The organism is Leeuwenhoekiella polynyae, from assembly GCF_004104075.1.
Lineage (GTDB): Bacteria > Bacteroidota > Bacteroidia > Flavobacteriales > Flavobacteriaceae > Leeuwenhoekiella > Leeuwenhoekiella polynyae.
This window is the reverse complement of the sequence record NZ_QOVK01000002.1, coordinates 421,309-434,901: the sequence shown is the minus strand read 5'-3', so window position 1 is coordinate 434,901 and position 13,593 is coordinate 421,309. Positions and strand designations below refer to the sequence as shown.

Genomic DNA, 13,593 nt, shown 5'->3' with positions numbered 1-13,593 from the left:
GCATTGACCTAAAAGGAGAGTCTCTAAGAAAAGGAGCTTTAAAGAACGAGTAACATTAATTTTATATATAATTGCAGTATCTTTTAAAGTGGCACTGTTTGACCGAAACAGCTGGCACCATTACTCCGAAATAGCCAGTGTCGGGCTATGTATGGCGTGAGTGCCTTTTAAAATCGGGTATTCTTCTCCAATTTGCCTTAAGTCATATAAACAATTAAAAGTCACTTCCAGTATTGAATAAAACAGTATGTGTTAACAAATTCTTAAATTCAGGCATTTAAAATGCCGTTTTCATACACTCTTCATACACTATCCTAGGCTTTGCTATGCCTTTGCCTAGGGGATGCCTTGCTTGGGGCTTGATTTAGGAGCCTTTTTGCAATAGAATTAATGTCTTAATCCGCGTATAGTTATACATTTTGGTTTCTTAATATTGAAAGGGTTACACAAATGAGGATAAGGAATTCCGTAAGCTGATACGTTTTGGAAAGAGTAACTTAGCATATCAATTGATAAACAGGAATTAAAGTTCCGGTTGTCCAGGACACAAATAAAGCGAACACTATGAATCATATAATCCGTATTCTTCGTCTGACTTCATCATTTGAATAATTAAAGCTTCCTGCTCTTTCTTCATTTGATCCTTATAATTAGCAACATCCTCAAACTTTACCCTTCGATGTTTACCAATTTTTGTAAATGGAATTTTTCCCTCCTCTAATAATTTTACAAAATGAGGTCTGGAACACCCTAAAAATTCTGCTGCAGCCTGAGTAGTCATTTCTGCAGCTATTGGAACTATGGAAATTGGTTTTCCATCACCCATAGCTTTTAGAATTTTAGCCAACAATTTCAGGGCTTTTAAGGGAACTCTAATTTTTTCTCTAGTTTCTTCAATTTCAATTTCAGGAGATTTATCCTTAATATCTTTCAATGCCGCCTCTAGTGCATTATACGATTCAAATGCTGTAGATTGTTCCTCCTTAGAGGGTCTCTTTATATTCTTTAATTCTTCCATTGCTCTAGTTAATTGATCTGACACAAAATTAAACGAAATAAACGAAACATTCGAAATAAAAGTAAAAACTTAACAGGTGGCATAAGTATAAACTTACTATTGAATAGCCATTTACAAACGGAATTTTAAACCTGATTTGAGGAACTTTTTTTTATTTCATAAGAAGCTATACTTTTTTAATAGATCGTCAATTCTGAAGCTTTAAAACACTGTTATTTTTGAAGAGAGACTTTTGTTTGAAATTGTTAGGACGCTGAAAATAAAAAAGTTATATTTAAAATGCCATGGCATGTTTATTTATGTTTTATACTGTTTATACATGTTTTATATAACGATTCACTACCTAGTGCGCTTGTTGGTGCAGTAGTAGGTCACTTCTAGATGCAGTACTTGGTGCATTTTGGTACATCTTTATAGTTTACAAATACTATCAAATCGGATCAAATTTATTAGGAGCTCGCTTAATTGATTTTTTCGCCTTTAGGATTGATCAATGTTCCTTGCTGTTTTAATAGTTCCATATCTGAACTGATTTTAGAATCCAAAACTTTGGCATAAAGCTGAGTGGTTTTAAGCGATGTATGCCCCAGCATTTTGCTCACGGTTTCCATAGGTACTCCACGAGATAAAGTAACCGTTGTTGCGAATGTATGGCGCGCTAAGTGCGTGGTTAAACTTTTGTTGATTCCACAAACATCTGCGATTTCTTTTAAATACGCATTTGACTTTTGATTGGTAAGTACGGGGAGTAATTTTTCCTGCTCGGTTCTACACGAGTGCTCTTTGTACTTTTCTAAAATTTCGAATGCTGTCGGTAGTAGGGGAATGCTGCTTAAAGTATTGGTCTTTTGCCGTTTTGTTTTTATCCAGTGTTGACCATTAATTCCCGGAATGATATCATTTGGACTTAGCTTATTTACATCGGCATAGGCAAGACCGGTAAAGCAACAAAAGAGAAAAATATCGCGTACCTGTTCCAGGCGTGTAATTGTAAATTCTTTGTGAGCGAGTTTATTCAATTCATCACTAGTTAAAAATTCCCGTTCCTTGGTTTTCCAATTGGATTTCCAATGAAAGAAAGGGTCTTTGTCTATATATTGATTGGCTAGCGCTATACGCATGATTTTTTTAAAATTGACGATGTATTTTGTCGCTGTATTGTGCGCACAATTCTTTTCAGATTTTAAATAATGCTCAAATCCTGATATAAATTGGTAATCAATTTCTCGTAGGGCTATGTCATTTTTCTTTTTCAGGAAAAGTAAGTAATTCTGTAAGTGCGTTCGGGCTGCTTTGTAGCGTTGCAGCGTACCAGTTGAGTATCCTTTTCCGATAAGACTTTCAATACGGTCGTTATGCTCTTTAAATAGCTCAAGAAGCATTCTTTGCTCATCATCTTTGCCTTGATACATATCTCTTATAATTTGCGCAGAAATCGGTTTGTCTTCTCGGAGTAACCTGTCGTAGATCTCATAAACTTTAGTTCGTACGTCGTCCAGGTGTCGGTTCACCATTCGGGCTTCTGCACTGGTACCCATCATCTTTCCAAGTTTGGGATCCCACTTGTCTGTTGCCTTATGTTGGGTTGAAAACTCGCTGCGCTTGGAATCTACTGTGATTCTGGAATAAATAGTAGCTGCCTTTAATGATTTCTTAGCTGAAGTTTTTGGATAGAAAAGGATTGAAATAGAACTTGCCATCATTTTTGTCTTTTAAATGAGGGATTTAAAGTACAAAAGTCCTAATTAAAAAGTGTTAAATAAATCGTGTAAGCTCTTTTATTTTAACACTTTAGGAGGTTTCGAGGTGAGTCTTTTTCGAGTTTAAAAAGACTCACCGAATCGCGCACCTTTTGGATGGAATTATTTGATATTAAACGACATTAAATAAAATAAAAAAGCCTGTAAATCATATGATTTACAGGCTTTTAGAGTAATTTGGAATAACTCCTAGCGGTCTGGACGGGACTCGAACCCGCGACCCCATGCGTGACAGGCATGTATTCTAACCAACTGAACTACCAGACCAATATTTTAAGAACTTTTCAAGATTAGAAGTGTTGACCATTTCCTTTCTTGCGGGTGCAAATATACACTCATTTTTTAAGTGTGCAAACAATTTTTTAAACTTTTTTTAAATCCTATAAAAACTGCCTGCGCTCTACTAAAAAAGTACTCAGAATAGGAGCGAAACCACGCTGTATATCTGCGCTTACATACTTAATATTATACTGCGCACAGCGCAATTTTAATGCGCTAAAGTACTTGTTTACAGATTCGTAATAAGCGTCTTTTAGATTTTCAGAAAAAACGTCTATACTTTTTCCGGTTTCTATATCTTCAAAACGCTTAGGTGTGCTGTCAAAATCAAAATTTAATTCCGTAGCACTATCATACGTATGAAACAGGACAACCTCATGTTTGTTGTACTTTAAATGCTGTAATGCTTCAAAGGTTTTTTCCTGCTGAATCTCATTTTGGAATAAATCGCTAAACAAAAACACCAGAGATCTGCGTTTTAATTTTTCAGCTATAAAATGCAGATTGGCGTAAGTATCTGTTTTGTTATTCTTGTTCGGTTTGATCAAAATCTGATTGAGCTGATCAAGTAGCATATGATGATGCCGCTCACTTCCTTTTTCAGGAGCGTAAAACTCAAAGTTTTCTGCATAAACACTCAGGCCCACCGCATCGCGTTGTTTTTTCATCAGCTGCATGATTGCTGCAGACGCTAAAACCGAAAATGCAATTTTATTGGGCTTGTTTAAATCGCTGCTTTTTAATGCAGGATAATGCATACTACTGCTGTTATCTACAATAAGGTGACAACGTAGGTTTGTTTCTTCCTCATAGCGCTTGGTATACAACTTATCGGTGCGGGCGTAGAGTCTCCAATCTATGTGTTTAGTGCTTTCGCCTGCATTATAAACCTTGTGCTCTGCAAACTCTGCCGAAAACCCGTGAAACGGACTCTTATGCATTCCGCTGATAAATCCTTCAACGATCTGACCTGCGAGGAGCTCCAGATTATTAAAACCGGTTATTGTATTAAGATGCGCTTGAAGATCCATATGTTTAGCAGGCAGTATTTAGTATCAGTTTTCAGTCTCAGTTTTCAGTTGCAGTTATAAAACTATCAACTACAAACTGAGACTGCGTACTGTTATTAAACGATTCCGTCAACTATACCATAAGCGACAGACTCATCTGCACCCATCCAATGATCACGGTTAAAATCTTTCATTACTTTATCATAATCCTGACCGCAATTTTCAGCAAGAATTTTTGCACTCAATTCTTTTGTTTTTAAGATTTCCTGAGCGGTAATTTCAATATCACTAGCTTGTCCACGAGCACCACCGCTAGGTTGATGAATCATCACACGCGCGTGTGGTTGAATGAAGCGACGTCCTTTTTCGCCTACCGAAAGTAAAATACTTCCCATACTAGCCGCAAGACCGGTACATATAGTAGAAACCGGGCTCTTTATTGACTTGATCGTGTCGTAAATAGAGAAGCCGGAAGTCACATAACCACCCGGGCTGTTGATGTAAAATTGAATTTCGTCATTGCTTAGCGCATCAAGATATAATAAGCGGTCCACAACATGTTTCGCACTTTTATCATCTACCTGCCCCCATAAGAACACTTTGCGTTCTTCAAGTAATTTTGCATCTATACTATCTTGAGGTTTTCCTTTTTTAGTTTCCATAATTTAATTTTAAATAGTTTTAATCGGTATTGAACCTTCAGCTTACTCCAACTGAAAAAAGCCTAAACCGAATAAAATTTCCTTTTTTTTGGCACCGCCAAAGGGTTTAATACCCCCGAGGCTTGCCTCGAAATTGAAAATTTGTTTCTAAAGCATCCGTCGTGAGCTTGCCCTTAGGAAGTTACTTTAGGATGAGCCAAAACTTCACGTCTTGACTACCCCGTAAATTTCGGTACAATTTTTAAATCTCCCTAACAAGTATAAACAATAAACTTGTGAAATGCTTATAAAACAGTAAAGCCTTGTGAAGGGTTGTGCTCAACAGCATCCAATAAAAAAGGTCTGACGCTAAGCCAAACCTTTTTTATTTTTAAGAAACATAATATAAGACTATAATAATCCGTCTATCGCTTCTGTATATACATTTTTAGGAGCAACACCTACCTGGCGTCCTACAACTTCTCCGCCTTTAAACATTAAAACAGTAGGTATATTACGCACACCGTATTTTGCAGCAAACTCCTGATTAGCATCTACATCCAGTTTACCTATCACGGCTTTCCCTTCGTACTCTTTGCTGATCTCTTCAATTACGGGACCTACCATTCTACAAGGTCCGCACCAAGCAGCCCAAAAGTCTACTAAGACCGGTTTTTCTGATTGTAGTACCGCTTCTTCAAAGTTTGCGTCTGTTATTTCTAGTGCCATTTTAATTCTGTTATTTAGGTTATTAATGTAAAATTAGTCAATTATTCTTCTAAAGCTTACAAGGAGCGAATTAGATTTGATTATGTTTTGATCAGTTTAATTGATTTTAAATATACAATCTGTCAAGTTTTGGCGTGACCACAAGGGTCAGGCTTTCTGTTGCAAGTCCGCGCCCCTGATCCCGATTACCATCGGGACGGGGCTGTGGGCTTGCCTGCCGGCACAGGCAGGCTTTTCACTGCAATCCTTCACGCGGCTTATCAATTAATTTTTTACAGCCGTATAAATGAGCGCGCCATATCCCGGGATATTGAATTTTCCTGTAAATGGACGACCATCCGTTTCTTGTTCTTCAAGTTTTAGATCGTTTACTTCAAGATCAGAAAAATCTGCGTCATAACCCTTCCAGTCAGCATTGATACGCAATTTCCAATCATGGTTATTATCCATGCCGATCCCATAATCTAAATATTCCTGATTTCTGAAATTCAGAATAATCAATGCCTCTTCTTCTTCACTGCCACCGCGTTTAAAAGCCAGAATTTTAGTTTCAGGATTAAAATGAATAACGTCCAGATGTTGTCCATTGAGTCCGTTAGCACCTCCGCTGGTACCGGTACGCAATTTAATCACATCACTTACCAGTTGTCTGATTCCGGAAAAGCGTTCTTCTTTATCCCAGTCTAATTGCTCGGTATCTTGAAAGTACTCATCTTCTATAAATTCCTGCCCTTGAAAAAGCATGGGAATTCCCGGAGCGGTTAGCGTAAGTACAATTCCCAGCACCGCGCGTCTTTTTGCAAATTCACTTTCGGCATCTCCCGGCTGAATTTCTTCAGGTACACGGGCTTTACCATTAGCGACCTCGTCATGTGATTCGGTATATACGACTCGTTTGAATACATTTCCGCTATAGGTATATTTGAGCGCATCTACAATTTTTTGAAGGTCCCGGCTGTCATCGTGCGTATCCAGAAGTACTTCGCGTACGGGATGCACAAAATGCGAATCCCACTGCGCACCGTAACCAATACCACCATAAGCAATACCGTTAGTAACAAACTCATCACCTTTTAAATCTTCAGCAATGGTGAGTACTTTGGGGTATTTGGTTTGCAATTCGAGATTGATCTCACGCATCATTTGGTTGCCCTCCTCAATTACGCGCATTTCGCCAATACCGCCGCCTTCATAACGTATATATGAAGTAGCATCCAGACGCAGACCGTCACAATGGTATTTTTCTATCCACATCAAGGCGTTGTCGCGTAAATATTGACGCACTTCCTGTCTGCCGTAATCCGGTCGCGTATCGCCCCATGGTGTGGTGCTGCGGTGATCGTTGTAGAAATAAATCCCGCCTTTGTCGTTTGCGCTCCAACCATCAAACTGCCACAGATCAACATCAGAGGGGCCAAAATGATTGTACACCACATCCATGATGATCGCAATTCCTGCTTTGTGAGCTTCTTTAACCAGTTTGGCAAGACCTTTAGGCCCGCCGTAATCCTGCTCAATGGCAAAGGGATGTGCAGGATTATAGCCCCACGATATACCGCCGGCAAACTCAGCAACCGGTAAAAGTTCAATACAGTTAATGCCTAAATCTTTGAGGTAAGGTAATTTTTCAATGATATCTTCAAACGTACCCACCTGATCTGCTTCTTTACGATTAAAGGTACCTACGTGCAACTCATAAATAACCAACTTGTTCCAGTCGTGCATCTCAAAAGCATCACCTTCCCAGTCAAAATCTAAAGAGCGAATAATCGTATTGCCGTTACTATTGGTCAATTCAAAAGCATAAGGATCATTGCGGAAAAATTTATGCGCTCCGTTATGAATGAGGTATTTGTATTCCTGACCTTCCTGCGCATCGCTGGTAACTCCGGACCAGTATCCGTTTTGTTCAGAATCTAGCGGAAAGTTGGTTTCGTTCCAGTCGTTAAAATCCCCGGTTACAAAAATTTTGTCAGCATTGGGTGCCCAGACTCTAAAGGTGGTAATACCGTCATTTATAACAGCACCCATTCCGGCTGATTTTTCTATTGTGGTTTGCATAGCGATTCTTGATTTTTAAAGTGAAATTACCTTAAAACCGAAATCTAATGCGCTTTTTATGAATTGCTTAACTGTGAAATAAAGTATAAAAATTAATTTGGAAGTTAAGCGGGTTTAGAACGGTTTACAGAATCGTTGTCACACGACCCTGAATTCAGTTCAGGGTCGAATATATTGTGATTAAAAAACCGAAACCGTTTAGCGGGATAGAAAATCCTTAAATCCTAAGAATACCATTATGTTCTTTATTTTGGCTGTGACGCCTCGCCACCTAATTGAGTTTAAAGCTAAACCGTTGCGCTTTTAATTCCTGTAACAACGCACTACTAATTTTTACCTTTTTCTTTCTGCTTGGCATTTGAAGTGCGATTTTCTGTTCAGATTCAAACACATAAAAATGCAGGTTATGATCACCACGGTGGTTGAATAAGGTTTCGCGCAGTTCTTCAATGCGGTTGCTTTGCACTTCTTTTAGATCCAGATTGATGGTGAGCTTTTTACTAAAGGTTTCCATCACGTCCTGCAGTTGCATAAAGTTGTTGAACTGTATCCGTGGATCACCTTTTTTACCGGTATCCCGATTCGTCCATCCTTCACGTACAAACGCCCGCATATGCACAAACGAATTAGGAATTAAAAAGTGCCTGAATTTGAGGTACTCTTCACCAAACATTCTAAACTCAAACGACTCTTCAAAATCTTCAACGGTAAATGCCGCCCAACCTTTTCCGTTTTTAGAAACCCGGTGTTGTACGTCAGAAATCACTCCGCCAATGGTGAGCTCGCGGTTGAGGTGCTGATCCAGATTGTTGAAATCTTTGATTTTCCCGTTACAGAAATTATCCATTTCTAGCTGAAAATCATCAAGCGGGTGACCACTAATATAAATACCCACTACTTCTTTTTCGCGACGCAGTTTTTCCATCGTTCCCCATTCTTCACAAGGAGGAACCACCGGCTCCGGAATTTGTACTTCACTGGCTTCGCCAAACAAACTTACCTGAGCAGAATTTTCATTTTCCTGAAACTTCGCTCCGTATTTTACAGCCTTTTCTAAAAAAGTAATGCCATCGCCTTCATCTTTAAAATATTGTGCGCGATGGGATGTAGGGAAGCTGTCAAAACCGCCGGCAAGCGCCAGACTTTCAAAAGCTTTTTTATTTGCTGCCCGCAGATCAATGCGTTTAGCCAGATCGAAAACCGAGCGGTACGGAGCGTCTTTTCGATTTTCTACAATGGTCTTTACGGCATTTGCACCAACACCTTTTACGGCTCCCATACCAAAACGTACAGCGCCTTGATCGTTTACGGTAAACTTTCTAAACGATTCATTGACATCAGGTCCCAATACTTCCAGCCCCATACGCTTACATTCTTCCATAAAAAAGGTCACCTGCTTGATGTCGTTCATATTGTTAGAAAGCACAGCCGCCATATATTCGGCAGGGTAGTGGGCCTTACAATACGCGGTTTGGTAGGCAATCCACGCGTAGCAGGTAGAGTGCGACTTGTTAAAGGCATAGGCTGCAAAAGCTTCCCAGTCTTTCCAGATCTTTTCGAGGATCTTTCGGTCGTGGCCGTTTTTCTCCCCACCGTCTAAAAACTGCGGCTTTAATTTTTCCAGCAGGGCAAAGATCTTTTTACCCATCGCTTTCCGCAAGACATCGGCATCACCTTTGCTAAAGCCTGCCAGACTCTGTGACAAGAGCATCACCTGCTCCTGATAAACTGTAATTCCATAGGTTTCTTCTAAGTATTCCTCCATCGCAGGAAGGTCATACTGAATTTCTTCATCCCCGTGTTTCCGTGCGATAAAGCTCGGGATATATTCCATAGGTCCCGGGCGGTAGAGCGCATTCATCGCGATCAAATCTTCAAAAACCGTAGGCTTAAGCGCCTGCATGTGTTTTTGCATTCCGGGAGATTCATACTGAAAAATACCTACCGTATCTCCCCGCTGGAATAGCTCGTATGTTTTTTCATCATCTAACGGAAAACTATCGGGGTCGAGATCGATACCGTGCTTGTGTTTCACCAGTTTTACGGTGTCTTTAATCAGCGTCAGGGTCTTCAGACCCAGGAAGTCCATTTTTAGGAGTCCGGCTTCCTCAACCACCGAGTTGTCAAACTGGGTGACGTAGAGGTCTGAATCTTTAGCAGTGGAAACCGGAACGAAATTGGTGATATCATCAGGCGTGATGATCACCCCACAGGCGTGAATCCCGGTATTACGCACCGAGCCCTCTAGCTGACGTGCACGACGCAGCGTTTGCCCCTCAAGATCATCACCTTCTGCCAGATTGAGTAGTTCGTTAACCTTGACCAGATCGTCAGAACGGAATTTCTTTTTCAGATCAGCCTCGCTCTGCCCAAAGATTTTAGCGAGCTTCGACATATTGGGGATCAGCTTGGCAATACGATCGGCATCTCCTAACGGAAGATCTAAAACCCGAGCCGTATCCCGAATCGAAGATTTAGCAGCCATCGTACCGTAAGTGATGATCTGCGCCACCTGATTGGCGCCGTATTTATTGATTACATAATCCATAACCCGGCTTCGGCCCTCGTCATCAAAGTCGATATCAATATCGGGCATACTCACCCGATCCGGATTTAAGAAACGCTCAAAAAGCAGATCGTACTTAATCGGGTCAATATTCGTAATTCCCAAACAATACGCCACCGCACTACCGGCAGCAGAACCCCGGCCGGGACCTACTGATACATCCATATTTCGGGCTTCGCGGATGAAATCTTCCACAATGAGGAAATACCCGGGATATCCCGTGTTTTCAATAACGCTCAGCTCAAAGTTGAGGCGTTCTTCAATATCGGGTGTGATTTCCGGATAGCGTTTTTTAGCACCTTCAAAGGTGATGTGTTTCAGGTATTTGTTTTCCCCGCGTTTGCCACCGTCCAGTTTATCTTCTTCAAACTGAAATTCTTCAGGAATGGTAAATGCCGGTAAGAGTACGTCCCGGGCCAAAACAAACGCTTCAATTTTATCTACAACCTCGGTTACATTGCTTATTGCTTCCGGCAGGTCTGTAAACAGGGCTTTCATCTCATCTGCAGACTTGAAGTAGTATTCTTCGTTATCCAGACCAAAGCGATAGCCGCGGCCGCGGCCCTTAGGGGTTGCTACTTTTTCACCGTCTTTTACACAGAGTAAAATATCGTGAGCCGTCGCATCTTCTTTATCAATGTAAAAGGTATTATTAGTCGCAACCAGTTTTACATCGTGTGTTTTAGAAAACTCGACCAGCGTTTGATTCACACGGTCTTCATCTTCCTGCCCGTGACGCATGATCTCGATGTACAGATCGTCTCCAAAGGTTTCTTTCCACCACAATAAAGCTTCTTCGGCTTGTTTTTCACCCACATTGAGCACCTTACTGGGTACTTCTCCATACAGGTTACCTGTAAGAACGATGAGGTCTTCTTTATAGCGCTCTACAATTTTACGATCTATACGCGGCACATAATAAAAACCGTCTGTGTAGGCGAGCGATGCCATTTTTGCCAGATTGTGATAGCCTTTTTTGTTTTTGGCGATGAATACAATCTGATAGCCGTTATCTTTTTGGCTTTTGTTGGTGTGATCCTGGCAGACGTTGAGTTCTATTCCGACAATAGGTTTTATAACCGTTTCTGTAGGCTCTTCACCGGCTTCTTCAAGTTCTTTATTTTTAGCAAGAGCTGCTTTATTGTGTGCGGTTAATGCTTTCACAAAATGGAAAGCAGCCATCATATTCCCCATATCACTAATGCCTACTGCAGGCATTTGATGCTTTTTTGCAGCATTCACAATGTCGTGCACACTTGAGGTAGACTGAAGAATAGAGAATTGAGAATGATTGTGCAAATGCACAAAATCTACCTTGGCAAGTTGCTCTTTATTCTCTTTAATTTCTTCTTTAGAAATATCAGCCTGATCTGCTTTCTGCAGCGTTTTGCGTATTTCTTCAGAAGCAGCTTTGAGGTTTATGTGTTTTAAACCGATGAACTCAATAGGCTGCGGATTGGCTTCCTGGAAATCTTCAAAGTACCCTGCCGGAACGTCTAGTTCTTCCTGTGTGAACATGCGTCGACGTACCAGCTCAAAAAAGCAACGCGTAGTTGCTTCCACATCGGCAGTTGCATTGTGTGCTTCACCAAAAGGCTTCCCGAACAAATACTGATGCAGCTCAGTAAGGGTGGGAAGTTTAAATTTACCACCACGTCCCCCGGGAATCTGGCAAAGCTGCGCTGTAGTTTCGGTACAGGTGTCTAAAACCGGAAGCTCCTGCAACTGGTTGGAGACATCCAGTCTGTGAAATTCAGCACCCATAATGTTAACATCAAAACCTACGTTTTGACCTACAACAAATTTTGTTTTCTCTAATGCAGCTTTAAATTTTCCTAAAACCTCTCCCAGAGGTAAACCATCCCGTTGGGCAAGCTCGGTTGAAATACCGTGAATACGCTCGGCATCAAATGGAATGTCGAATCCGTCAGGACGAATTAAATAATCCTGATGTTCAATGCAGTTCCCCATATCGTCATGCAACTGCCACGCGATTTGTATGGCTCTGGGCCAGTTGTCAGAATCGGTGATGGGAGCGTTCCAGTTCTTGGGTAAGCCGGTAGTTTCAGTATCAAATATCAGGTACATCGCTGGTTTTCTTTAGGTTACTTTTCTCGGGATAGGAGGTAGGGAAAAGTTTAAAATTAAAGAAAAAGACAGGCTTTAAAAAGTTAAGTTTTGGAGAGTTATTAACGGTGTGTGAACCCATAAAAAAAAGCAGTCCTAAAAATAAAATTAGGACTGCTTTTTGACACCCAATGGTGTCGGCTAATTCAAATAGAATGGTTCTATACCATTATTTCAAATGCTTTTACTTCCTCTAAAGCACTTTTAATAGTATCACGTTGAGCCTTTAGAATAGACTCTGTTGTTGGTGGCATATTAGGCTCTTGGAGAATGTTATTGTATTCTTCGATTGCGTTTTTTTCACCACGAATTGTCTCTTCTAAAATAGACTCTTCATTGTCTTTAGATAAAGTTGATTTGACATTCATCCACAGTCGATGGGCATCACCTTTTAAGCTTGTTCCCTTATCTGGAGTCTCGCCATATACTTTAATTTCATTCTTAATCTGGTGGCCAAAATCGTAACGTTCTTTGGCTCTGCGATTAAAATATTCTTTTAGCGTATTATTTTTTACGTTTTCAGAAGCGAGTTTATAACCAGCTTCGGCATCGTAATTTTTGGTTAATAATTCATTTAACTTATTCGAAATCTTTTCGCTATACTTCATCTTCTATCTTCTTTTAATTATCGAAACAATTTTTGGTTAGTAAGACGAATGTTTCGTTACCGTCCATTATTAATATATAAGTTAAAGTGTCTGAAAGCAAATCAATTAAGACTGTTTAACGTTGCTCGTGTCACTTTAACAGTATCTTTTAAATTTTAAGCTAGTACTTCTAATTCTTTAGCGTCTTCTAAAGCGCTTTTAAGACTGTTGCGCTGCTTGCTAATTATTGCTTTGGTTGATGCCGGTAGAGTACTATCATTTAAAATTTCTTCATACTCTTCTAAAGCAGCATTTTCCCCTCTAATAGTTTCTTCTAAAACAGCTTCATCTTTATCTGAAGAAATAGCTGTTTTTAAATCCATCCACAAACGGTGCGCGTCTCCGGCAAGGCTCGTTCCTTTTTCAGGATCCTGACCAAAGGTTTTTAATTCGGCTTTTAATTCATGACCAAAATCGTAACGATCCTGCGCCCGGCTTAGTAAGTAGTTTTTGAGAGAAGCATTGGCTACTTTTTCGGCAGCATTTTTATAACCTGCTTCTGCATCGTAATTCTTTTCTAATAAATCGTTGAGCTTTTTGCCCATTTCTTCTGAATAACTCATAGTTGTGATTTTTTGGTGCTTCAATTATTAATGAAACTATTACCAAGTTATCACAGATTAGTTTTCAGTATTTGCAATTAACAGGGTTTAACCTGTTTTAGGTCAAATTAACAGCTTGATTAAGAATTTTTCTGTTAAAAAAATAACGCTCCTTCCCAACGGAAGGAGCGTTTGCTAAGAGTATTTATCACT

At 40.1% G+C, this 13,593-nt stretch carries 9 protein-coding genes and 1 tRNA gene; all 10 read right to left on the bottom strand.

Translation table 11 applies throughout. From position 1 onward, the window contains the following. Positions 1-562: 562 nt before the first annotated feature. Entirely contained in the window at positions 563-1,018 is a 456-nt protein-coding gene (locus tag DSM02_RS05115; protein ID WP_128764628.1) for a helix-turn-helix domain-containing protein, read from the bottom strand. A 461-nt stretch (positions 1,019-1,479) separates the two neighbouring features. Then, complete coding sequence (locus DSM02_RS05110; protein WP_317128226.1) at positions 1,480-2,721, bottom strand: site-specific integrase; 1,242 nt, start codon at positions 2,719-2,721, stop codon at positions 1,480-1,482. A gap of 250 nt (positions 2,722-2,971) precedes the next feature. Further along, a tRNA-Asp gene (locus DSM02_RS05105) sits at positions 2,972-3,045 on the bottom strand. Between the two features lie 113 nt (positions 3,046-3,158). Continuing rightward, complete coding sequence (locus DSM02_RS05100; protein ID WP_128764627.1) at positions 3,159-4,088, bottom strand: DUF58 domain-containing protein; 930 nt, start codon at positions 4,086-4,088, stop codon at positions 3,159-3,161. A gap of 95 nt (positions 4,089-4,183) precedes the next feature. Continuing rightward, positions 4,184-4,729 (bottom strand): ClpP family protease, encoded by a 546-nt coding sequence (locus DSM02_RS05095; RefSeq protein WP_128759956.1) that lies wholly within the window; start codon positions 4,727-4,729, stop codon positions 4,184-4,186. Between the two features lie 390 nt (positions 4,730-5,119). After that, entirely contained in the window at positions 5,120-5,437 is a 318-nt protein-coding gene (trxA, locus tag DSM02_RS05090) for a thioredoxin (RefSeq protein WP_073098480.1), read from the bottom strand. A gap of 264 nt (positions 5,438-5,701) precedes the next feature. Beyond that, positions 5,702-7,498, bottom strand: coding sequence for an alpha-amylase family glycosyl hydrolase (locus DSM02_RS05085; protein ID WP_128764626.1), 1,797 nt, complete (start codon positions 7,496-7,498; stop codon positions 5,702-5,704). Positions 7,499-7,769: 271 nt separating this feature from the next. Then, positions 7,770-12,152 carry a DNA polymerase III subunit alpha gene (gene dnaE / locus DSM02_RS05080; protein ID WP_128764625.1) on the bottom strand — a complete coding sequence of 1,461 codons (4,383 nt, stop codon included), beginning with the start codon at positions 12,150-12,152 and terminating at the stop codon, positions 7,770-7,772. A 200-nt stretch (positions 12,153-12,352) separates the two neighbouring features. Next, entirely contained in the window at positions 12,353-12,799 is a 447-nt protein-coding gene (locus DSM02_RS05075; RefSeq protein WP_128764624.1) for a ferritin-like domain-containing protein, read from the bottom strand. Positions 12,800-12,954: 155 nt separating this feature from the next. Further along, positions 12,955-13,401: a ferritin-like domain-containing protein gene (locus DSM02_RS05070; RefSeq protein WP_128764623.1), complete on the bottom strand. Its 447-nt coding sequence runs from the start codon at positions 13,399-13,401 to the stop codon at positions 12,955-12,957. Between the last annotated feature and the right edge of the window lie 192 nt (positions 13,402-13,593).